The organism is Streptomyces sp. 147326 (assembly GCF_045000215.1).
In the GTDB taxonomy this organism is placed as follows: domain Bacteria; phylum Actinomycetota; class Actinomycetes; order Streptomycetales; family Streptomycetaceae; genus Streptomyces.
The window spans coordinates 1,131,588-1,153,177 of the sequence record NZ_CP134201.1 but is presented as its reverse complement, the minus strand read 5'-3'; the positions used below and the strand labels follow the sequence as shown (position 1 = coordinate 1,153,177).

The following is a 21,590-nucleotide window of genomic DNA, read 5'->3' as shown; positions in this document are numbered from 1 at the left end:
GATCTCCTTGGGTGCAGGGCCGGCCGAGTGGCCGGACCGGCGAGATCCCCCCGTTCAGCGTGTCACGCAGGCTCACTGTCGGCACTCCGGCCCGCGGCCCCTACGTGCGCGCCCATGCCCTCACACGCCGGCCCGGACCGGGTCCGGCCGCCGCGCCGCCCAGCCGCGCGCCGCCTCCACCTGCGCGGCCAGCGCCAGCAGCAGCGGCTCCGAGTCCGCCGGACCCAGCAACTGGGCGCCCATCGGCAGCCCCTCGCCCGTGAACCCCGCCGGGACGTTCACCCCCGGCCACCCCAGGACGTTCCACGTCCAGGCGTACGGACAGGCGGCTATCATCGCCCGGTCCGTGGCCATGGCCCCCAGTCCCGCCAGCGCTCCGACGCGCAGCGGCGGCGTGGCCGTCGTGGGGGTCAGCACGACATCGAAGCGGCCGAAGATCTCCCCGACCCGGTGCCGCAGCGCCGCCTCCGCCCGCCGGGAGACCCGCAGGGCGAGCCCGCCCAGGATCCGGCCGGTCCGTACCGCCTCGTGCGTGCGCGGGTCCAGCAGTGCCGTATCCGGCACCCGCGCCGCCCAGTCCCGTACGCCGCTGGTCGCGCGCGGTACGAAGGTCAGGCCGATCGGGCCGTACCGCGGGTCCTCCGGGACCACCTCGTGCCCCAGCGACTCCAGCAGCCCGGCCAGCCGCTCGACCGCGGAACGCACCTGCGGGTCCAGCGACTTGGGCGTGGCCGTGAAAGGCATCCCGAAGGAGAGGGCGATCCGCAGCCGGCGCGGGGTGCGCCGGGCAGCCTCGACCGCCGAGATGCGGGCCGGGCGGTGCAGGTCCTCGGGGTGCGGGCCGCTCGCCGCGTCCAGCAGGAGCGCCGCGTCGGCGACGGTGCGGGCCAGTACGCCGTTGACCGTGAGCCCGTGGAAGGACTCCGGCTCCGGCCAGGTGGAGATGCGCCCGCGCTGCGGTTTCACGCCGACCAGGTGGGTCCAGGCCGCCGGGATCCGGACCGAACCGGCTCCGTCCGAGCCCAGCGCCGCCGGGACCAGGCCCGCCGCCACGGCCGCCGCCGAGCCGCCCGAGGAGCCGCCGGGCGAGTAGGCCGGGTTCCACGGATTGCGGGTCTCGCCGAAGGCCTCGCCCTCGGTGAAGGGCCACTGGCCGAGCTCCGGCGTCTGGGTCTTGCCGACGATGACCGCACCGGCCGCGCGCAGCCTCCGTACCGCCTCGCTGTCGGCGGTCTTCGGGGCGAAGGTCCCGGCGCAGCCGAAGGCGGTCGGCTCCCCGGTCACGTCCATGTCGTCCTTCACCGCGAGCGGTACGCCCAGCAGCGGCAGCCGCTCTCCCGCGGCCAGCCGCCGGTCCGCCGCGTCCGCCTCGGCGAGCGCGGCGTCGGCGCGTACGGTCCGGAAGGCGTTCAGCTCCGGCTGCGCCGCCGCGATCCGGCGCAGCGCCCCCTCCGTCAACTGCCGCGCCGACACGCTGCCTTCGGCGAGTGCGGCGACCATCTCGACCAGGCCGGCTGAAGAATCCGACATCGCGAACCATCCCCCTATTACCGTTCGGTAGGAAGACGGTAAGGGGGACCGCCGCGAGCGACTACCCGTGAAGGCCCCGATGTTGGGGACGGGGACGGGGACGGGGACGGGGCGGGGGCGGTCAGAGCAGGGACGAGACGTCCTCGCCCCAGGAGGAGAGCGTGTCGACGGCACGCCAGCGGTGCGGGCCTTCGCCGAAGGCCGCGGCGAGGGCCTGGTCACGGTGGGCTGGACCCCGGTCGGCCAGAGCGGGCAGCCGGAGCAGCGGCAGGAGCGCGCCGAGGGCCGCCTCGCGTATGCCGGGGGAGCCGGAGGCGAGGAAGGGGCGCACGGCCTCGTAGAACTCCGGCGCGAGGTCGAGGAACGCGTCGAGGTCCTCCTCGTCGCCGTAGGGCCGCCCGTGCTGGGCGATCGCGTCGACGATCGACTCCCCCAGCCAGGTCATCGGCCGGCGCGCAGCGGGAACGGGGTCTGCGGACCCAGGTCGTACACCTCGTGCTCGCTGCGGTCGGTGACCTGCGCCAGGGTCCGCGGGTCCCCCAGGATCGCGGCCACGTACCGGGCCGCGGGAGCCGTGGCGGTGTAGAAGACGTTTCCGCGGATGAGGGCTTCGGCCAGGCACCGGAAGGCGTACCCCTGGACGCGCGGGTCGTCGTCCAGCAGTTCCCGCAGGATCACGGGCGTCTCCGGTGCCACGTCCGGGCAGCAGTGCTCCACCGCGTTCCAGTCCGTCCGCAGCAGCAGGGCCCCCGGGTCCACCCGGCCGTCGTGTTCGGCGTCATCGTTCATCGCACCAGTCTCGCAACAGCCTCTGACACCGGGGGATCCCCGCCGCCGGCGAAGACCGCCCGGTGCCGGCAGTCCTAGATCCACCCCTCCAGGGAGGCCATGAACCCGTCGAAGTCGTCGCGGTGGATGGTGTGTCCGGCCCCGGCGACCGAACGCACCTGGAAACCGCGGTTCTTGAGCAGCTGTGCCCGCTCCTGTGAGATCAACTGGCTGGGATCGGCGAGCTGCACCAGCGACGGGACCACCGGCGCGGCCGGCATCAGGTCGGCGCCGAGCAGCGGGGCGAGGCTCAGGGCCGTCTGCTCGTCCCACAGCGCCAGGGTCGCCAGTTCGATGTCGACGTCCACGTCCTCCCAGCGCGGACTCATCGCCCGGATGTCCTCCCTGGTCGCCGTCTTGAACCGGGCCAGCAGCTCCGGTCCGAAGCCCTCCGAGGGAGCGGCCAGGTGCCAGCCGGGGTCGGAGTACACCGCCCGCCGCGGCTTCAGCCGGTCCACCGCCAGCGACAGGGTCAGGCCGCCGAGGGAGTGGCCGATGGCGAGCTCGGCGCCGGCCGGCAGCGTCTCGACCACGTCGTCCGCGTACAGCTCCGGGCTGTACGCGCCGCGGCCGCTGGCCCCGTGGCCCCGCAGGTCCACGGCGATGACGCGGTAGCCGTGGTCGGCGAGGGCGGGGCCGACCCGGCGCCACGTCCGGTGGTCGGCCATGATGCCGTGGATCAGGAGGGCGATGCGGTCGCCCTCGCCCCAGGTGTGGGTGTGCAGGTGCACGGTGGTGCCCTTCTCTCTGGTGTGAACGGTGTGAACGGTGTGCTGGGAGTGGCCGGTCGGAGATACGGGCGCCGACGGCACGGGCCGATGGTGCGGAGCAATGGTGCGGGCTCGCGGTCAGCGCACGCTGCGGATCGGCTTCACCGCCAGCGCCCCCGCCACCGCCAGCACCGCCGCCACGACGAACAGCGCGGTGTACCCGCCGCTGAGCGAGACGATCACCGAGGCGATGAACGGCGCGACGATCTGCGGCCCGGCATTGGCGATGTTGAGCACGCCCATGTCGCGGGCCGCGTCCTCGGCCTTGGGGAGCACCATCGTCACCAGCGCGGTGTCCACCGCCATGTAGCAGCCGAACGCCAGCCCGTTGACCACGGAGAAGGCCAGCATCGCGGTCCAGCTGGTCGACACGGCCGGAATGACGAGCGCGACGGCCGACAGCAGTGCGGAGGCGCCGACGAAGAGCTTGCGGCGGTCGAACCGGTCGGAGAGGTATCCGCCGAGGACCGTGGAGATCACCATCGCCACACTCGTCAGCGGCATCATCACCGCCACCGCGGCCTCCGGCTTCATGCCGTCGGGCAGCACGGTGTGGTCCTGCAGGATGTAGAGCTGGTAGCCGGTCACCGCGAAGTACCCGAGGACGAGCAGCGCCCGCCCGATGAAGGCCCACCGGAAGTCGTGGTGGCGCAGTGCGCTCGCGAAGGCCCCGAGCTGGGCCCGTACGAGCATCGGGACGCGGGCCGGGAGCCGCTCCTCGCGGCTGCAAGCGGTGAAGAGGACGGCGGCCCCCGCCACGAGCGCGCCGAACACGAGGTACCCGGTGCGGTAGTCCTCGGAAAAGGCCGCGCCGAGCAGCGCGCCGACGGTGGAGCCGAAGGGCAGGCCGAGGCCCACGGCCGCCGAGGCCTTGCCGCGGGCGCTCAGGGGCACCCGGTCGGGCACCACGGAGGTGATGGCCGCCTGGTAGACGTTCATGACTGCCTGGCCGAGGCACCAGGCGATCGTGATCAGCAGGATCGTGTCGGCGAAGCCGAGCAGGAACATCGCCGGGGCGGCGGCCAGACCGCCGCCGAGGATCCAGGGGTTGCGCCGTCCGCTGCGGTCGGACAGGGCACCGGCGACGGGGTTGAAGACCGTGGCGAAGATCGCCGATACCCCTGCGATCAGGCCGAAGTTGGACACCTTGTTCGCCGGGTCGATGTCCTCGACCTGGAGCGCGAGCAGAACGCCGGCCACGCCGACGTAGAGGGCGTACATGGCGCTGTTGCCGACGAGCAGCAGGGGGAGCAGGCCGCGGCGTGCGGGGCCGGGCCCGGAGGGCGCGTCGGTGGTGGTGGCGGTGGAACCGGTGCCGGGGGAGGAAAGGGCCACGGTGCCCTCCTGGGCGGTTGCGTGCGGACGGGGGGCGGGGGCGGGGCGGGGGCGAGGGGAGCGGCGAGAGGGGACGGGACGAGGGGAGAGCCGGGGACGCAGGGCCGAAGGGTGCGCGCCGCCCCGTCGCGACGGCGGGGGTGCGACGGAGCGCGACAGGGCGGCGGCACGGCGGACCACGTGCCGGGGCACGTGCGGTGACACGTCCGTCGTCACGTCCGTCGACGAGGATGTGCCACCGTGGTTACACGTGTCAATGACTCGTGTAACCACTGTGTAGCATTCGTTTCCGGCCATCCGCTAGCCCCTGGGCCCAACCGGTCTGGAAAGATGCCACGGCAATGTCTCAGTCATCGAAATCGCCGAAGCCGCAGACCCCGGCCTCCGGATCGACCACGCCGCCGCCCCCCGTTCCGACCAGCGCCGACGTGGCCCGCCTCGCGGGCGTGTCGCGCGCGACGGTCTCGTACGTGCTGAACAACGCGGAAGCCGTACGCATCAGCGAGCCGACCCGCCGCAAGGTCCGCGAGGCCGCCGAGGAACTGGGTTACGTCCCGCACGCGGCCGCCCGCAGCCTGCGCGCCGGGCACACCCGGATCGTGCTGCTGCCCACCCCGAGCGTGCCGATCGGCCCGCTCTACAGCGCCTTCCTCAACGAACTGCAGTGGGCGCTGCGCCGCCTCGACTACACCGTGGTCCAGTACGGGAGCCTCGGCCTCAGCGGCGACGAGGCCGTGCGGGCCTGGGCGGAACTGCGGCCGGTGGCGGTGATATCCCTCGGCGAGATCGCCCTCTCCGCGCACAACGTCGCCACCCTCAAACGGGCCGGGGCCCGCGCGGTCATCACCATGGGCCCGGCCGGCGTGCCCGGGGCGCACGCGCTGGTCATGGACCAGCAGGAGGTCGGCGCCCGGGCCGCGGCCCATCTCGTCGAGCGGGGCCGGCGGCGGATCGGTGTGGTCGTCCCCGAGGAGGAGGGGCTGGAGCTGTTCTCCGCGCCCCGGCTGGCGGGCGCACGCTCCGTGGCGGACGCGGCAGAGGGCGTGCGGGTCGAGCCCGTCCCGATGGCCTACTCCGAGGAATCGGCCGCGGCGCTCGCGGCCCGCTGGCGCGGCCTCGGGCTGGACGCGGCCTTCGCGTACAACGACGAGTACGCGATGCTGCTGATGCGGGCCTTCCAGGACGAGGGGCTGCGCATCCCCGAGGACGTCGCCGTCATCGGCGCCGACGACCTGCTCATCGGGCGGCTGCTGCGGCCCCGGCTGAGCACGGTGCGGATCGAGATGCCGACCGGTGACCACCTGGCGTCACTGGTGGACCACGCGGTGCGCGAGCCGTCGGAGGTCACCGAGCGGCACGACCTGATGGCGGCCGAGGCCGTCCACCGCGAGTCGACCTGACGGAGGCCCCGCCGGGCCGGGCCCGGCCCGGCGGGTTGCGGGTCGCGGGTCGGGTCGCGGGTCGCGCGGGCGGGATGGCCTGCAGGGGGCCGTTGACAGGCGGTGACGTGCGGACGGAGACTGCGGGCGCGCCCCACCGGGCGCGCCCGGCGGCGTGTCGCGATGCCCACACGGGCGTCGTGCCCACACCGGCATCGATGCCCACCCGGCACCGATGCGCCACCGCCCGTACGGATCCGCCCAGGAGAGACCCCATGAGCATCCGCACCGTCCGCGACGTCTACGTCGTCGACGCCGTCCGCACCCCGATCGGCAAGTTCGGCGGAGCCCTCGCCGGCGTCCGTCCGGACGACCTGGCCGCGCACGTGGTGCGCGCGCTGGTGGACCGCACGCCCGATCTCGATCCGGCCCGCATCGACGACGTGGTCTTCGGCGACGCCAACGGCGCGGGCGAGGACAACCGCGACGTGGCCCGGATGGCCGTCCTGCTCGCCGGCCTCCCGGTGAGCGTCCCCGGGGTCACCGTCAACCGGCTGTGCGGGTCCGGCCTCGAAGCCGTGATCCAGGCCGCCCGCGCCATCGCGCTGGGCGACGCCTCCGTGGCCATCGCGGGCGGCGTCGAGTCGATGAGCCGCGCCCCCTGGGTGGTCCAGAAGCCCGAACGGGCCTTCCCCGCCGGACACCAGCAGATGTGGTCCACCACCCTCGGCTGGCGGATGACCAACCCGCGGATGCCCGCCGAGTGGACCGGCTCGCTCGGCGAGGGCGCCGAACTCGTCGCCGACAAGTACGCCGTCACCCGCGAGGCGCAGGACGCCTTCGCCCTGGAGAGCCACCGCAAGGCCGCGGCCGCCTGGGCCGCCGGGCTGTACGACGGCGAGGTCGTGCCGTACGAGGGAGTGGACCTGGTACGGGACGAATGCATCCGGGAGGGTTCCACCCCCGAGGCCCTGGCCCGGCTGAAGCCAGCCTTCCGGACGGACGGGCGGGGCACGGTCACGGCCGGCAACGCCTCCCCCCTCAACGACGGCGCCGCCGCCCTGCTGCTGACCGACGAGGCGGGCCTGGCCGCCACCGGCCGGGAGCCGCTCGCCCGGATCAGCGCCTCCGCCGTCACGGGGATCGAGCCCCAGCTCTTCGGACTGGGCCCGGTGGACGCGGTGCAGAGGGCACTCGGCAAGGCCGGCCGCGGGCTGTCCGACCTCACCGTCTTCGAACTCAACGAGGCTTTCGCGGCCCAGGCGTTGGGCTGTCTGGCGGCCTGGCCGGAGCTGGACCCGGCCGTGGTCAACCCGCGCGGCGGCGCCATCGCGATCGGCCACCCGCTCGGCGCCTCGGGCGCCCGGCTGGCCGGCTCGGTCGCCCACCAGCTGGCGGCGGCCGGCTCCGGTACGGGCATGGCGGCGCTGTGCATCGGCGTCGGGCAGGGCATCGCGCTGGTCCTGGAGCGCTGAGCCCGCTCCGGCACCGCTCTGGTGGCGCACCCGCCCCACCAGGGCGTCGACCATTTCCGGTCAGCGTCCGCCGTCAACTGCCCAATAACTGAACAGAAGTGGAGCCTCCGGTCTGGCACGATGACGCGTGCTGCCGCCCCCCTCGCCCGGCACCCCGCCCTTCCCCACCCGGAGGCCCCGCGCCATGCCGCTCCTCGACCCGACGCTCTGGCAGGACGGACCCACCCTCACCGGCGGCGCCGCGCCGGTCGTCGAACCCGCCACCGGACGCACCCTCGCCACCCTCGACCTCGCCGCGCCCGGCGACGTGGCGGAGGCCGCCGTACGGGCCCGGGCCGCGCAGCACGACTGGGCGCGCGCCACCCACCTCGAGCGGGCGGCCGTGCTGCGCCGCGCCGGGGACCTGTTCGCCGCCCACGCCGACGAGCTGCGGGAGTGGCTGGTCCGCGAATCCGGCTCGATACCCGGCAAGGCAGGCTTCGAACTGCACGTCGCCGCCCAGGAGTGCTACGAGGCCGCCGCGCTGGCCTCGCGCCCGGTCGGGCAGGTACTGCCGAGCGAGGCGCCGCGGCTCTCCTTCACCCGCCGGGTCCCGGCCGGGGTGGTCGGGGTCGTGGCACCCTTCAACGCCCCGCTGATCCTGGCGATCCGCTCGGTCGCGCCGGCCCTGGCACTGGGCAACGCGGTGCTGCTCAAGCCGGACCGGCGGACCGCCGTCTGCGGCGGCCTCGCCCTCGCAGCCGTGTTCGCCGCCGCCGGACTTCCCGCCGGGCTGCTGCACGTCCTGCCCGGGGGCGCCGAGACGGGCGCCGCCGTGGTCGCCGACCCGCGGGTCCGGGTGGTGTCCTTCACCGGATCCACCGCCGCCGGCCGCACCGTCGGGGAACTGGCGGGCCGCCACCTCAAGCGCGCACACCTGGAGTTGGGCGGCAACTCCGCCCTGGTCGTGCTCCGCGACGCCGACGTCGAGGCCGCCGTCGCCCAGGCCACCTGGGGCAGCTTCTTCCACCAGGGCCAGATCTGCATGACCGCCGGGCGGCACCTCGTACACGCCTCGCTCTACGACGAGTACGTCGAGCGGCTCGCCGTGCGGGCCGAGGAACTGGCCGTGGGGGACCCGTACCGCGAGCAGGTCCACCTGGGCCCGCTGATCGACCGCGTCCAGGTGGAACGCGTACACGCCCTCGTGGAGGCCAGCACCGGAGCGGGGGCCAAGCTCGTCGCCGGCGGCACCCACCGGGACCTCTTCTACCGCCCGACCGTCCTGGCGGGCGTCGGCGACGACACCCCCGCCTACGCCGAGGAGGTCTTCGGCCCGGTGGCACCCGTACGCTCCTTCGTGACGGAGGACGAGGCGGTGGCACTGGCCTCGGCGGGGCCCTACGGCCTCTCCCTCGGGATCGTGACCCGGGACGCGGCGCGCGGGCTCGACCTGGCCGAGCGGATCCCCACCGGGATCGCGCACGTCAACGACCAGACGGTCAACGACGAGGCCGTCGCCCCGTTCGGCGGAGTCGGCGCCTCCGGCACCGGCGCCCGCTTCGGCGGCGAGGCGAACCTGGACGCCTTCACGGAACTCCGCTGGACCACGGCCCGCAGCACCCCGGCCGGCCACCCCTTCTAGGCCGTCCGGGACCGGGTACGCCCAGGGTGGCGCCACCGTGCGGAATGCCCGGGGCCGGTCGTTCGTTCAAGGAGCAGTCGGCTCAATCAGGAGGTCTGGACACCGTGGCTACAGTCGAGCTCACCAAGGAAAACTTCGACCAGACGGTCAGCGAGAACCCGTTCGTGCTGATCGACTTCTGGGCGGGCTGGTGCCGGCCGTGCCTGCAGTTCGCGCCGGTCTACGAGAGGGCCTCCGAGGCCCACCCCGACCTGCTCTTCGCCAAGGTGGACACCGAGGCGCAGCAGGAGCTGGCCGGTGCCTTCCAGATCACCTCGATCCCGACCCTGATGATCGTCCGGGACCAGGTGGCCATCTTCGCCCAGCCCGGAGCCCTGCCGGAGACGGCGCTGACCGACCTCATCGGGCAGGCCCGCGCGCTCGACATGGACGAGGTGCGCGCCAAGATCGCCGCCACGCAGCAGGGCGGCGCGCAGGACGCCGGCACCCAGGGGAACGGCACGCCGGAGGCCTGAGTGCGTGACGCGGCCGCGGACCGGCGTGAGACTGGCCCGTATGACTGAAGCCGTGGAGTACGACGTCGTGGTGCTCGGCGGGGGCCCGGCCGGCGAGAACATCGTCGACCGGACCCGCGCCGCCGGGCTGAGCACGGCGCTCGTGGAGAGCGAACTGGTGGGCGGCGAGTGCTCGTACTGGGCCTGCGTGCCGAGCAAGGCGCTGCTGCGCCCGGTGCTGGCCCGGGCCGACGCCCGCCGGGTGCCGGGACTGGCGGGGGCCGTCGAGGGTCCCCTGGACTCGGCGGCGGCGCTGGCGCACCGCGACTACTGGACCGGTGACTGGAAGGACCAGGGCCAGATCGACTGGCTCGATTCCATCGGGGCCCACGTCTACCGCGGCCACGGCCGGCTCTACGGGGTCCGCAAGGTCGCCGTCACCAGCCCCGAGGGAGAGCACCACGTGCTGGCGGCCCGGCACGCCGTCGTCGTCGCCACCGGCACCCGGGCCGTGGTCCCGGACCTGCCCGGCATCACGGGAGCCCGCCCGTGGACCAGCCGTGAGGCGACCTCGGCCCAGGGGGTTCCCGGCCGGCTGCTGATCGTGGGCGGCTCGGTGGTGGCCGCCGAGATGGCCACCGCCTGGCAGGGCCTCGGGTCGCAGGTCACCGTCCTGGTACGCGGCTCCGGGCTGCTGCCGCGGATGGAGCCCTTCGCGGGAGAACTGGTCGCCGACGCGCTGCGCGAGGCCGGGGCGGTGGTCCGTACGGACGTGGCCGTCGAGGCGGTCGTACGGGACGGCTCGACCGGACCCGTCCGGGTGGTGCTGGAGGGCGGCGAGACCCTGGAGGGCGACGAACTGCTGATGGCGACGGGCCGGGCACCGCGGACCGACGACATCGGGCTGGACACCGTGGGCCTGCCCGCCGGGAAGTGGATCGACGTCGACGACACCTGCCGGGTGCCCGGCCACGACTGGCTGTACGCCGTCGGGGACGTCAATCACCGGGCGCTCCTCACCCACCAGGGCAAGTACCAGGCCCGGATCGCGGGCGCCGCGATCGCCGCCCGGGCGGCGGGCGACCCGCTGGACACCGGCCCCTGGGGAGCGCACACGGCGACCGCCGACACCCGCGCCCTCCCGCAGGCCGTCTTCACCGACCCGGAGGCCGCCGCGGTGGGCCTGACCCTGGCCGAGGCCGAACGGGCCGGCCACCGGGTGCGCGCCGTCGACTACGACCTGTCCAAGGTCTCCGGCGCCGGGCTGTACGCCGACGGCTACCGCGGCCGCGCCCGGATGGTCGTCGACCTCGACCGGGAGGTCCTCCTAGGGGTCACCTTCGTCGGCCCGGGCGCCGCCGAGCTGATCCACGCGGCCACGATCGCGGTCGCGGGGGAGGTTCCGGTCGAGCGGCTGTGGCACGCGGTGCCGTCCTTCCCGACCATCAGCGAGATCTGGCTGCGGCTGCTGGAGACCTACCGGGGGTGAGGCCGGGGCGACGCCGGAGCCGGAGGCGTCACCCGGCTCTACCCCCGGCCCGTCATTCGGCGATCTCGGTGCGTTCCCACCACTCGTAGACCGGCAGCCGCCCCTGGGGGCCGTCCTGCTGCCGCGCGGTGGGTTTGAAGTGCTCGTATCCGCCGCGGTGCGGAACCTTCAGGTCTTCTCCGGGCGAGGCGATCGGGACGATCCGGTCCGGGAGATCGTCCGGGCCGCCCTCCAAGGCTGCCTTGTTCGTCATGGCCCCAGTGTTGCCACGCGCGGGGTCGCGCGCATCACGAGGGCGGTCCGGCCGGTCGGACCGACCCGGCCCGGAACCGGAGCGAGCGGGTGCCGGCGTGCCGCCCCGCCGGCGGCCTCGCCAACGGCGCCACGGCGTGGTCCGGCGTGTGCCGATGCGGAAGTTGACGGACCTTCATGGCGGCGGTGGTGTGGGGAGGAGAGGGTTCAAGCTTGATCGAAATTAGGTTAGCCTTACCTCGCGTCTGGCGCCGGCTGGAGCGGTCCACGCCTCCGAAGATCACCCGGAGCCCGGCGGACCGGTCGGTCACCGCGGGCGCCGAGGTCGCGCTGACCGCGCAGGCCGAGGGGACCCCGCGGCCCACCGTCGCCTGGCAGGTCAGCGCGGACGCCGGGCGGACCTGGCGGGCCGTGCCGGGCGCGACCTCGCCGACCCACACCTTCACGGCGGCGGCCGCCGACAACGGCAGCCGGTACCGGGCGGAGTTCACCAACGACGCCGGGACCGCACGCACCGACGCGGCCACGCTCACCGTCACCGCGGCGGACACCACGACCGGCGGCGGCGCGTCCACCGGAGGGACGGACGACGGATCCGGCACGTCCGGGAGTACGTCCGGGAGTACGTCGGGGAGCACGACCGGAGGCCCGGGCGGCGGTTCGGACACCAGCGCCGGCGGAGGCTCGGCGGGCGGCTCGGCGGGCGGTTCGTCCGGAGGTTCGGTGGCCGGTTCGGCGGGCGGTTCGGCCGGCGGTACGGGCGTCACTCCCACCGGCGGTGCGCTCGCATCCATCGGAGCCACCGTTGCCTCCCTCGCCGCGGGCGCGGTCGTCCTCACGGCGGCCGGCTGGGTGCTGGTACGCCGCACACGCCCGCGAAGGACCGCCTGAGCTCCGGCTCGACTCCGGCTCAACTACGCCTGAATCCGACTGAATTCGCCTGAATCCATCGGAGCGCCCCCGTGGGCCGCCCTGTTGAATGGGTGTCGAACGCATCTCTTGACCAGAGACGAAGGAGACACCGCTCGTGATCGTGATCGCCCACCTCAGCGACATCCATCTCGACGGGGGCCCGCGCGCAGCCGACCGCACCCGCGCCGCCATGGAGTACCTCGACGGTCTGCCGTACGACCTGGACGCCGTGCTGGTGAGCGGGGACATAGCCGACCACGGCGCCGCCCCCGAGTACGAGGAGGCCGCCAAACTGCTGCGCTCGCGGCACCCGCTGGTGGTCTGCCCCGGCAACCACGACGAGCGGACCGCCTTCCGGCAGGGCCTGCTGGGGGAGGAGGCCCCGTCCGCGGCGCCGGTCGACCAGGTGCTGCGCGGCGCCGGCTTCGTGCTCGCCGTGTGCGACTCCTCCGTTCCCGGCGCGGACCACGGCCTGCTGGAGGAGTCCACGCTGGCCTGGCTGGACGGCGTACTGACCGACACTCCGCGGGAGACCCCGGTCCTGGTGGCCTTCCACCACCCGCCCGTCCCGCTGCACACCCCGTACGTCGACGAGATCCGCCAGTTCGGCGAGGAGCGGCTCGCGGCCCTGGCCGGACGGCACCCGCACCTCACCGCGTTCCTGTGCGGGCACGCCCACACCGCGGCCGCCACCACTTTCGCGGGGCGGCCCGTGCTGGTGGCGCCGGGCGTGGTCTCCACCCTGCGGCTCCCGTGGGAACACCCCTCGGCCGGCTCCGAGCACGTCCACCTCGACGAACCGCCCGCCGTCGCCTTCCACTTGCTCGGCGACGACGGGCGGCTGACGACCCACTACCGGGTGGTCGTCGACCGCCGGTAGCTGCGTCCGTCACGGGTCCGCGTCAGCAGGCCCGAGGTGATCAGATACCGCCGCAGCGCCGAGCAGTCCTCGTGCACGGTGCGCAGCGCGTCGTTCACCTCGGGCTCCGTGTACTCCCGGTCCACCGTGAACAGGGTTTCCGCGAGGTGGACGAGCAGCTGCTCGCGCCGGGCGACCTTGCGCGGGACGGCGATGAGCCGACCGCCCGAGAAGAGGTCGCCGACGTCGCCTCGCTCCTTGCGCGGGGCGGACGGCCGGGGATGATCGGTGCTCTCAGACATGAGGGCGAGCCTGCCCCCTCGGCTCCCCGCCGGGCAACGGAGTTTCCGGAGCGAAGGCCCCGAGCGTGTCCTCCCCGCCGGTCCACAGGACGCCGAGCTGTTGGCGGACCAGGAGCCAGCCGTCCGGCCCCCGGCGGAACTCCCATGCGTACGGGCCGCCCATGGAGTAGGTGGCGGAGGTCGTCCCGGATGCGGTGACCGCGACGAACCACATGTAGCCGATGCCGCTCGCCCGGTCGCCCTCCACCTCGAAGTGCATGTTGAGGAGGTGGTGCTGCATGCCCGGGTAGGGCGACTCCGCCTCCTCCACCGTCGCGCGGATCGCCTCCTTCCCGCGGGTCTCGCCCCACGGCCCGAACTCCAGCACCGCGTCGTCGGCCCAGCAGTCGGTCCAGGTCTGCCAGTCCTTGCGGTCCAGTGCCCGCCAGCCGCGGATCAGGAGGGTGCGCAGAGCCTCCTTGTCCTCCAGGATCCGCAGCCTCCGGACCAGGATGTCGTACTGGGCTGCCGTGGGCGGCGCCTCGGCGCCCCGCCTCCCGGCGGGGGTCACCGGGCGCTCGCGACCGGGCGGACGACGATCTCGTTCACGTCGACCTCCGGGGGCTGGGAAACGGCGTAGGCGATCGCATCCGCGACGGCCGAGGCCGGCAGAGCCACGGCGCGGTAGGCCTTCATCGCCTCCCTGGCTTCCGGATCGGAGATGCCGTCCGCGAGTTCGGACTCGGTCACGCCGGGGGAGACGAGGGTGACCCGGACGTCCCCGCCCGACTCCTGCCGCAGGCCTTCGGAGATCGCACGGACGGCGAACTTGGTGGCGCAGTAGACGGCGGCGGTGGGGGAGACCTCGTAGGCGCCGACGGAGGCGACGTTCACGATGTGCCCGCCGCCCTGTGCGCGCATCACCGGCAGGGCGGCGGCGATCCCGTGCAGGACGCCCCGCACGTTCACGTCGATCATGCGGTCCCACTCGTCGGTCCTGAGCGCCGCCAGCGGGGAGAGGGGCATCACCCCCGCGTTGTTCACGAGGGCGTCGATCCGGCCGTACTCGCGGCACGCCGCATCGACGAACCCGCGCATGTCCGCCGCGTCGGTGACGTCCAGCGTCCGGAAGTCGGCGGTGCCGCCCTCCCGGGTGATCTCCTCGACCAGGCGTTCCAGCCGGCCGGTACGGCGCGCACCGAGCAGGACCCGGTGCCCGTCCGCGGCCAGACGGCGTGCCGTGGCCTCCCCGATGCCGCTGCTCGCGCCGGTGACGGCCACGGTCATGGCGGTCTGCTTCATGTCTGTTCCTCCTTGTGGCCGGCTTTCGGCCGGCTCGCCCTCCGGAGTCTGGGCGGCGGCGGGAGGAGGGACCAGGACAGGCTGTGCCTGGGTACGGCGCACCCAGGCACGCGCCGGAGGAGCCGTCTAGCCTGGCGTGATGACAGGCAACGCCCTCGGGGACTTCCTTCGCGCGCACCGTGCACGGCTGCGGCCCGACGACGTGGGACTGGCCTCCTACGGCCCGCGCCGGGTGACCGGGCTGCGGCGGGAGGAGGTCGCCGTCCTCGCCGGCATGAACTCCGACTACTACGCCCGCCTGGAACAGGGCCGCGAGCAGAGCCCCTCGCCACAGATCCTCGACGCGATCGGCTCCGCCCTGTGCATGGACCACGAGGCACGCGACCATCTGTTCCGGCTGGCGGGCACCCTGCCGGACGGGCAGCGGACCCGGCCGAGGGAGACCGTCAGCCCCGTGCTGCGCCAATTGCTGGACGGGTACGCGCACACCCCGGCCTTCGTCCTCAATCCGGCGCTGGACCTCCTGGCGGCCAACAGCCTTGCCGACGCGCTCTTCTCGCCGTTCGAGGAGGCGGACAACCTCGCCCGCATGACCTTCCTCGACCCCGCGGGGCGATCCTTCTACGCACAGTGGCAGCGGGCGGCCGAGGCGGTCGTCGCCGCCCTGCGCCAGTCCACCGGTCTCGCACCGCACTACCCGCGCCTGCGCGAACTGGTGGGCCTCCTCACCGGGACGAGCGGGGAGTTCGCCGCGCTCTGGGCGGCGCACACCGTCTACGGAAAGACCCTCGACGCCAAGGCACTTGTGCACCCGGAGGTGGGAGCCCTGTCCCTCACCTACCAGTCCTTCGACGTACGGGGAGCACCCGGCCAGCAGGTGGTGATCTACCACGCGGAACCGGGGAGCCCCAGCTCCCACGCGCTCTCGCTGCTCGGCAGCCTGAACGCAACCGGCCCGTCCGGAACCGGAGTTCACCGGACCGGACGGGCTCGGGCGTGAGCGGAGGGCGGGGCGGGGTCAGGGGCCGACGGTGATCTGCTGCGCCGGGTCGGTGGCGTCGGCGACCCGGTAGACCGCGTTGAAGGTGGACGAGGTCGCGCTGGTGGGGCAGCCGAACCCGCCGGTGACCTTGACCGGTACGGACGCGTTGGTGAAGGTCAGGCTGGACGGGGCGCCGTTGGTCCAGGTGCCGCCGACGCTCGCCGGGGCCGTGGGGGCGGCGGTGACCGTACAGGAGGCGAGCCCGGTCGTCTTGACCACCAGGCCGCCGACCGGCAGGCCCATGGTGGCGGTGATCGGGGAGCCGTCCTGCATCGACACGGTCCAGGCGCCGGAGGTCGTGACCGTAGGGGTCACGCCCGGGATGCTGGAGGTGCAGGAGCTGTACGTCGGCGCTGAGATCGGTGAGGACACCGGCCCGGCCGGGTTGCTGTTGCCGGGGGCGGCCGGCACCGTGCCGGTGGCGACGGAGACCGTGCACGTCACCGTCACGGAACCGGCTTTGAGGGTGGCCTTCCCGGTGAGGGTGGCCTGGAACGCGTGCCCGGCCGGGGTGACGGTGGTCGACCCGGCCGCGGGTAAGGGCGCGGCGGTGACCGGTGCGGTGACCGCGCCGAGCGCGAGGGCTCCGGCGGCGGTCGCCCCGACGGCGAGCGCGGTGCGCGAACGGCTCATGGCTGTGCTCCTTGGGAATCGTGGTGCGAGGTGGGGGGAGGGGGCGCGGCGGCCGCCGCGGCGCCCACGGCGGACTCCGCGTTCCCGGTGCCCGACACGGACTCCGCCGCGGACTTCGGTTCCCCGGCGCGCGGGGCCGCGCGCGGGGCGGCGTACGGCTGCCACGCGAACATGAGGCCGCCGCCGAGAATGCCGAGCAGGGTGCCGATCAGGAAACCGCCCAGGTTCGACAGGACCAGCGCGGCCGTGGCGATCAGGGTGGTGAGGACGCCCGCGAGCGTGCGCTGAGCGGGGGAGAACCAGGTGGTGAGGCCGAGCACGATCATCACGATGCCCATCAGGACGGACGGGATGCCCGCCACCCCCTGCTGGAGCATGATCTTCAGCGGCGCCAGCGGAAGGACGCAGATCCACGCCCCGGCAAGGATCGCGAGCAGCCCGCCCCAGAAGGGTCTGCTGCGCCGCCACCGTTGCCACCGCCGCCGACGGCTCAGAAGCATTCCTTCTTGCCCTTGCTGACGTTCATGCTGAGCCCGGAGAGCTTGAAGGTGCCGGCGTTGGTCGCCCACGCCGTCTGCTGCAGACCGGTGATGCGGACCGTGTCGGCCTGCTGGGCGAAGAGGTCCTGCATCCCCTGCGCTTCGGCCGGCCCCTTGTCGAGGGTGGACGCGTCCCGCCCGATCTCGATGTTGCTGAAGACGGCGTCGCCGGCGAGCTGGGTCGCGTCGACGAACAGGTTGCTCGCCTCCACCGGAGCCCTGCTGCCGGCGGTGAGGTTGAGCGAGATGTCGCCGACCACCGGGAGCGTGGTGACCACGGACTGGCAGAGGTTGTGGAGCTTGGCCTCCCGGATGGCGGTGACGGCCACCGGGATCAGTTCCTCGCGGGCGTTGACGTCGACGCTGCCGTACTGGGCGAAGCCCTCGCCCTCCAAGCTGCTCGCCGAGACCTTGAACTGCTGGCCCGACACGGCGAAGGAGGCGGCGAGTACGCCCTGTGCGAGGGCGATGCCCAGGCCGGCGGTCACGGCGACGGCGGGGACGGTCAAGGCGGCGAACCTCCGCCAGCGCACGCGGCCGGAGTCACTGCGCTCGTCGGATAAATGGGGGGAACCGGTCATGAGATCGTCCCTTATTTCGGCTGTGCACCGTTGTTACCGACGAGTTGAATGTAAGAGTGCCAATGGAGGTTGGCAAGGTTGTGCGAGCGCACCCTTTGAGCCGACTCCTACTGCTCCGTACGCAGCAGTTCGGCGACCTCCGCGTCCACCCGCCGCGCCATCGCCCGGGCGAACTCCGTGGCCACGACCTCCCCGGCCACCGGCCGCAGGGCCGCCACCGCCGCGGTGATGTGCTGGAGCCGGGTGGCCGAAAGCCGCTCCAGCCCCTCCGCCCCCTCCGCACCGATCACATGCCGTCGGAAGAGCCCGACGAACCGGTCCGCGACCGTCGCCGCCTGCGTCTGTACGAACTCCCCGACGTCCAGGATCTCCGCCAGCGGCACCCCCAGGCGCACCAGCGTCAGCGTCGCGTCCAGCAACCGGCGGCTCGGGTGCGTGACCCGGTCCCCGTCGACCGTCACGTAGCCCAGCTCCGCCGCCCGCCGGGTGTCCGCCGCGGTCGCCGTCGGGCCGAACAGCTCCCGCAGCTCGGCCCGGGTCATCGTCACCGGCTCCTCCTGCACCCAGTCCCGGGTCATCTCCCGTTCCAGGCCCAGCAGCCGGGACAGGCCGCCGCCCTCCTCCCAAGCCTGCAGCAGCTCCGCGATCCCGTTGACCGTGTAGCCGCGCCCCAGCAGATCGCTGATCAGGCGCAGCCGGGTCAGGTGGTCCTCGGAGTACCAGGCGATCCGGCCCTCCCGGCGGGGCGGCGGCAGCAGCCCGCGCTCCTGGTAGTAGCGCAGGTTGCGCACCTTGACGCCGGCCGCCCGGGCCACGTCCTCCCGGCGGTAGCGCCCGCCACCGTTCCCGTCCTCCACCTGGCTGCTCACGGGCAGAGTGTAGGAGCTACCGGCAGGTCACATGGGCAGGTCACACGGGCCGCGGACGATCCTGCTTGACCGCCCGCAGGACCACGAACTTCGGCTCGCTCGCGACGACTTCGCTGTTGCCGAACAGCCGGCGCAGATGGGTGTGGTAGCCCATGTGCCGGTTCGCGACGATCCACAGCTCGCCGCCGGGCCGCAGCACCTTGCGCGACTGCGCGAACATGCGCAGCGCCGTCGCGTCCGTGGTGGCCTGGTGGGAGTGGAAGGGCGGATTGCTCAGCACCAGGTCCACGGACGCGGGCGCCAGCATGGCCACCCCGTCGCCGACGAGGAACTCCGCGGTCCGCCGGCCCTCGCGGACGTTCGCCCGGTACGTGGCCTGCGCCGAGGCGACCGCCTGGTACGACTCGTCGGTGAAGACGACCTCGGCGTCCGGGTCGTGGACCTGGACCGCCGTGCCGACGACGCCGTTGCCGCAGCCGAGGTCCACGACCCGGGCCCCGTCGGTGTTGGTCGGCAGGTTCTGCAGGAAGAAGCGGGTGCCGACGTCGAGCCGGTCGGCGCAGAAGATCCCGGCGTGGTTGACGACGGTCAGGCCGGAGCCCGACCCCGCGTCCTCGTCCACGGTGTACGTCAGCGGCCACGGCCCGGGGGTCGTCGGGCGGGTCGCCCCGGGGGTGCCCGGCGCGCAGAAGATCAGCCGGGCCTTCTTCTCGGCGAGCGAGGTCTTCGTGGGGCCGAGGATCTTCTCGAAGAGGCGCAGCGTGGAGGTGTGGATCTCCTTGACCATGCCGGCGCCGACCACGACGGTGCCCGCGTGCACGTGCGGGGCCAGCCGGTACAGCTGGTCCTCCAGCAGCGCCAGGCTCTTGGGCACGCGCACCAGCAGGACGTCGATCTTCCCGGGCGGCGGGTCCTGCGTGGTCAGCAGGGTCACCGTCGCCTTGGCCGTCCCGATCCCGTTGCGGTCCAGGTTGGCCGCGGTGGCGGAGCGGGTGAGGGCGGAGTCGGTGATCTGCGTCGGGCGGTACGCGGCGAGCGCCGTCGTCAGCGTCCCCCAGCGGTCCCCGAGCACCGTGATCTGGCCGGCGGAGGCCAGATCCACCGGCCCGCGCTCCCCGGTACCGGAGTCGAGGTGGCGCAGCAGGTACTCGTCGGCGGCGTCCCAGGCACGGAGCCGGTCGCGCGGATCCTCGGGGAAGCGGGTGAGCTCGTAGGAGCCGAAGGGTGTGGTCAGGCGGTTCATATGGCACCCAGGCTATCCGAGCCGACCGCCGGACCCCGCATGCGCGGGGCCGGGCGGTCGGATGTGCGGGGCCGGGCTCCCGCTCGGGGCGGGGCCGGACGTCCGCATGCCGGGGCCGGACGTCCGCATGTGCGGGCCGAGGCCTCCGCATGTGCGGGCGGGCGGTCGGATGTGCGGGGCCGGGCTCCCGCTCGGGGCGGGGCCGGACGTCCGCATGCCGGGGCCGGACGTCCGCATGTGCGGGCCGAGGCCTCCGCATGCGCCGGGCGGGCGTCCGTATGTGCCGGGCGGGCATCCGCATCCGCATGCGCCGGGCGGGCGGGCGGGCGTTCGCTCGGGGCGGGGCCAGGGTGCTGCCCGCTACTCCGGGGGGAAGTCACCCGCCATCGCGGCGGCCACCCGCAGGTACGGGCGGGCCTCGGCGGGTCGGCCCAGGCGCTCCAGCGTGCGACCGAGCATCAGCTGCGCGTAGTCCTCCACCGGCCACCGCTCCAGGATGGCGCGGAGCTCGTGCTCGGCGCGGGAGAGCTGGGCGGAGTGGTAGTAGGCGCGGGCCAGCAGCAGCCGGGGCGCCAGCTGCTCGGACACCTCGCCCGCCAGCCCGTCCAGGATGCGGGCGGCCGTCGCGTACTCCCTCGCGTCGAAAAAGAGCTGGGCGCGCGCCCAGCGCTCGGCTGCCGTTCCGTGCTCGAAGTACGTCGCCGGCGCGTTCATCGCGTCCCTTCCGCCGTTCAGGTGGTCCGTCCGGTGCCTCCAACACGCCTGGGCGGTGGAACATTCCACCCGCCGGAGCCACCGCCGCGGGGCTAGGTTGTCCGCATGAGCAATCTCGATCGCCAGCCCGCTCTCTCCGCCTGCGGTGGCCGCGGCTTCGTCGTGGCCGAGCCGGTGCGCGAGCTCCTCAGCCCGCGCACGGTCAAGCTCGGAGAGTCCACCGAGGTCCGCCGACACCTGCCGAACCTGGGCCGCCGCATGGTGGGCGCCTGGTGCTTCGTGGACCACTACGGCCCGGACGACATCGCCGACGAGCCGGGCATGCAGGTCGCGCCCCATCCCCACTCGGGCCTGCAGACCGTGAGCTGGCTCCACGCGGGCGAGGTGCTCCACCGCGACAGCGAGGGCAGCCTCGAGACGATCCGCCCGCGCGAGCTGGGCCTGATGACCTCCGGCCGCGGCATCAGCCACTCCGAGGAGAGCCCGCGCCCGCACGCCCGCTTCCTCCACGGCGCCCAGCTGTGGGTGGCCCTGCCGGACGCCTACCGGAACGTGGAGCCGCACTTCCAGCACCACGCGGAACTCCCGCACGTCACGGCCCCGGGCCTGACGGCGACGGTCATCCTGGGCACCCTGGACACGGCCACCTCGCCCGGCACGGCGTACACCCCGATCGTGGGCGCGGACCTGACCCTCACGGCAGGCACGGAGACCCGCCTCCCGCTCGACCCGGACTTCGAGTACGCGGTCCTGTCGATGTCGGGCGAAGCCCACGTCGACGGCGTCCCGGTCCTCCCGGGCTCGATGCTCTACCTGGGCTGCGGCCGCACGGAACTCCCCCTGCGCGCCTCGTCGGACGCGGGCCTGATGCTCCTGGGCGGCGAGCCGTTCGAGGAGGAGATCGTGATGTTCTGGAACTGGATCGGCCGGAGCAACGAGGAGATCGTACAAGCCCGCAAGGACTGGATGGAAGGCTCCCGGTACGGCGAAGTGAAGGGTTACGACGGCTCTCCGATCCCCGCTCCCGACCTCCCGCCAGTGCCCCTGAAAGCACGCGGACGGGTGCGCTGACCTGCGCTTTTCTGAAGTAGGTCGACCAGGCCAGATCAGCCGAGGAGAGGCCGTGTCCTGTGCGGAGATCGTTCCGGCGGGGCGGGCGACGGGGGCTCTGAGAGGCCCTCTCCGGGCCGTCGACGTTTCCCAGGTATGACCAGCTGGGGTCAGCTTTGCCAGGACCAATGCTGACTTTGGTGACGGTTCGTCAGGCTGCCGGATGCATTCCCATGGTCTCGAAGGAACCGTGGACGGGGTCCTCGGGCTCTGCGCATCAGGTTGTACGGAGCGTAGCCGTCAGAGGTTTGTTCTGCCGAAGGCTGCCGCGTGTGCAGGCGGATTGCACGACCCTGGGTCGGGGAAGTTCTGACCGGACCGGCGTGCAG

At 73.5% G+C, this 21,590-nt stretch carries 24 protein-coding genes; 9 read left to right on the top strand and 15 right to left on the bottom strand.

The window, feature by feature from the left end; translation table 11 throughout:
- Positions 1–120 precede the first annotated feature (120 nt).
- The 5 genes from RIU97_RS05370 to RIU97_RS05350 form a co-directional block, all read right to left on the bottom strand.
- Complete coding sequence (locus tag RIU97_RS05370; protein WP_404953652.1) at positions 121–1,530, bottom strand: amidase; 1,410 nt, start codon at positions 1,528–1,530, stop codon at positions 121–123.
- A gap of 121 nt (positions 1,531–1,651) precedes the next feature.
- Complete coding sequence (locus tag RIU97_RS05365) at positions 1,652–1,975, bottom strand: hypothetical protein (protein ID WP_404953650.1); 324 nt, start codon at positions 1,973–1,975, stop codon at positions 1,652–1,654.
- On the bottom strand, positions 1,972–2,319 hold the full coding sequence (locus RIU97_RS05360; RefSeq protein WP_404953648.1) for a hypothetical protein: 348 nt from the start codon (positions 2,317–2,319) through the stop codon (positions 1,972–1,974). The genes RIU97_RS05365 and RIU97_RS05360 overlap by 4 nt, the downstream gene beginning before the upstream one ends.
- A 74-nt stretch (positions 2,320–2,393) precedes the next feature.
- On the bottom strand, positions 2,394–3,089 hold the full coding sequence (locus tag RIU97_RS05355) for an alpha/beta fold hydrolase (protein ID WP_404962764.1): 696 nt from the start codon (positions 3,087–3,089) through the stop codon (positions 2,394–2,396).
- Between the two features lie 117 nt (positions 3,090–3,206).
- Positions 3,207–4,463 (bottom strand): MFS transporter, encoded by a 1,257-nt coding sequence (locus RIU97_RS05350; RefSeq protein ID WP_404953646.1) that lies wholly within the window; start codon positions 4,461–4,463, stop codon positions 3,207–3,209.
- A gap of 341 nt (positions 4,464–4,804) precedes the next feature.
- Between RIU97_RS05350 and RIU97_RS05345 the strand changes: the two genes are divergently transcribed.
- From RIU97_RS05345 to RIU97_RS05325, 5 genes are all read left to right on the top strand, one after another.
- Positions 4,805–5,863: a LacI family DNA-binding transcriptional regulator gene (locus RIU97_RS05345; RefSeq protein WP_404953644.1), complete on the top strand. Its 1,059-nt coding sequence runs from the start codon at positions 4,805–4,807 to the stop codon at positions 5,861–5,863.
- Positions 5,864–6,117: 254 nt separating this feature from the next.
- Positions 6,118–7,317 (top strand): thiolase family protein, encoded by a 1,200-nt coding sequence (locus tag RIU97_RS05340; protein WP_404953642.1) that lies wholly within the window; start codon positions 6,118–6,120, stop codon positions 7,315–7,317.
- 184 nt (positions 7,318–7,501) lie between these two features.
- Entirely contained in the window at positions 7,502–8,941 is a 1,440-nt protein-coding gene (locus RIU97_RS05335) for an aldehyde dehydrogenase family protein (protein ID WP_404953640.1), read from the top strand.
- Between the two features lie 104 nt (positions 8,942–9,045).
- Complete coding sequence (locus RIU97_RS05330) at positions 9,046–9,456, top strand: thioredoxin family protein (protein WP_404953638.1); 411 nt, start codon at positions 9,046–9,048, stop codon at positions 9,454–9,456.
- A gap of 40 nt (positions 9,457–9,496) precedes the next feature.
- Entirely contained in the window at positions 9,497–10,924 is a 1,428-nt protein-coding gene (locus tag RIU97_RS05325; RefSeq protein WP_404953636.1) for a dihydrolipoyl dehydrogenase family protein, read from the top strand.
- 52 nt (positions 10,925–10,976) lie between these two features.
- Here the strand turns inward: RIU97_RS05325 and RIU97_RS05320 are convergent, their stop codons facing one another.
- Positions 10,977–11,177: a DUF5988 family protein gene (locus tag RIU97_RS05320; RefSeq protein ID WP_404953634.1), complete on the bottom strand. Its 201-nt coding sequence runs from the start codon at positions 11,175–11,177 to the stop codon at positions 10,977–10,979.
- A gap of 212 nt (positions 11,178–11,389) precedes the next feature.
- Between RIU97_RS05320 and RIU97_RS05315 the strand changes: the two genes are divergently transcribed.
- Together RIU97_RS05315 and RIU97_RS05310 are read left to right on the top strand one after the other, a co-directional pair.
- The gene (locus tag RIU97_RS05315) at positions 11,390–12,067 is read left to right on the top strand and encodes an immunoglobulin domain-containing protein (protein WP_404953632.1); all 678 of its coding nucleotides are present in this window, start codon (positions 11,390–11,392) and stop codon (positions 12,065–12,067) included.
- A gap of 136 nt (positions 12,068–12,203) precedes the next feature.
- Positions 12,204–12,968, top strand: a complete 765-nt coding sequence (locus RIU97_RS05310; RefSeq protein WP_404953630.1) for a metallophosphoesterase — start codon at positions 12,204–12,206, stop codon at positions 12,966–12,968.
- Here RIU97_RS05310 and RIU97_RS05305 read toward each other — a convergent pair.
- From RIU97_RS05305 to RIU97_RS05295, 3 genes are read right to left on the bottom strand one after another with little or no spacing between them, the layout of a single operon-like run.
- A complete protein-coding gene (locus tag RIU97_RS05305) occupies positions 12,941–13,249 on the bottom strand; it encodes a DUF2087 domain-containing protein (RefSeq protein WP_404953628.1) in 309 nt (102 codons plus the stop codon). The genes RIU97_RS05310 and RIU97_RS05305 overlap by 28 nt on opposite strands.
- Positions 13,242–13,799, bottom strand: a complete 558-nt coding sequence (locus RIU97_RS05300; RefSeq protein WP_404953626.1) for a nuclear transport factor 2 family protein — start codon at positions 13,797–13,799, stop codon at positions 13,242–13,244. Before RIU97_RS05300 ends, RIU97_RS05305 begins: the two co-directional genes overlap by 8 nt.
- On the bottom strand, positions 13,796–14,530 hold the full coding sequence (locus tag RIU97_RS05295) for an SDR family oxidoreductase (RefSeq protein ID WP_404953624.1): 735 nt from the start codon (positions 14,528–14,530) through the stop codon (positions 13,796–13,798). The genes RIU97_RS05300 and RIU97_RS05295 overlap by 4 nt, the downstream gene beginning before the upstream one ends.
- A 139-nt stretch (positions 14,531–14,669) precedes the next feature.
- Here RIU97_RS05295 and RIU97_RS05290 point away from each other — a divergent pair, with 139 nt between their 5' ends.
- A complete protein-coding gene (locus RIU97_RS05290) occupies positions 14,670–15,530 on the top strand; it encodes a helix-turn-helix transcriptional regulator (protein WP_404953622.1) in 861 nt (286 codons plus the stop codon).
- Positions 15,531–15,548: 18 nt separating this feature from the next.
- Here the strand turns inward: RIU97_RS05290 and RIU97_RS05285 are convergent, their stop codons facing one another.
- From RIU97_RS05285 to RIU97_RS05260, 6 genes are all read right to left on the bottom strand, one after another.
- On the bottom strand, positions 15,549–16,205 hold the full coding sequence (locus RIU97_RS05285) for a hypothetical protein (RefSeq protein ID WP_404953620.1): 657 nt from the start codon (positions 16,203–16,205) through the stop codon (positions 15,549–15,551).
- On the bottom strand, positions 16,202–16,705 hold the full coding sequence (locus RIU97_RS05280) for a DUF6114 domain-containing protein (protein ID WP_404953618.1): 504 nt from the start codon (positions 16,703–16,705) through the stop codon (positions 16,202–16,204). The genes RIU97_RS05285 and RIU97_RS05280 overlap by 4 nt, the downstream gene beginning before the upstream one ends.
- A complete protein-coding gene (locus tag RIU97_RS05275) occupies positions 16,696–17,325 on the bottom strand; it encodes a DUF6230 family protein (protein ID WP_404953616.1) in 630 nt (209 codons plus the stop codon). The genes RIU97_RS05280 and RIU97_RS05275 overlap by 10 nt, the downstream gene beginning before the upstream one ends.
- 107 nt (positions 17,326–17,432) lie before the next feature.
- Positions 17,433–18,194 carry a MerR family transcriptional regulator gene (locus RIU97_RS05270; RefSeq protein ID WP_404953614.1) on the bottom strand — a complete coding sequence of 254 codons (762 nt, stop codon included), beginning with the start codon at positions 18,192–18,194 and terminating at the stop codon, positions 17,433–17,435.
- A 40-nt stretch (positions 18,195–18,234) separates the two neighbouring features.
- Positions 18,235–19,428 carry a methyltransferase gene (locus RIU97_RS05265; protein ID WP_404962763.1) on the bottom strand — a complete coding sequence of 398 codons (1,194 nt, stop codon included), beginning with the start codon at positions 19,426–19,428 and terminating at the stop codon, positions 18,235–18,237.
- 369 nt (positions 19,429–19,797) lie between these two features.
- A complete protein-coding gene (locus RIU97_RS05260) occupies positions 19,798–20,151 on the bottom strand; it encodes a tetratricopeptide repeat protein (RefSeq protein WP_404953612.1) in 354 nt (117 codons plus the stop codon).
- A gap of 105 nt (positions 20,152–20,256) precedes the next feature.
- Between RIU97_RS05260 and RIU97_RS05255 the strand changes: the two genes are divergently transcribed.
- Positions 20,257–21,222 carry a pirin family protein gene (locus RIU97_RS05255; RefSeq protein WP_404953610.1) on the top strand — a complete coding sequence of 322 codons (966 nt, stop codon included), beginning with the start codon at positions 20,257–20,259 and terminating at the stop codon, positions 21,220–21,222.
- Positions 21,223–21,590: the final 368 nt, after the last annotated feature.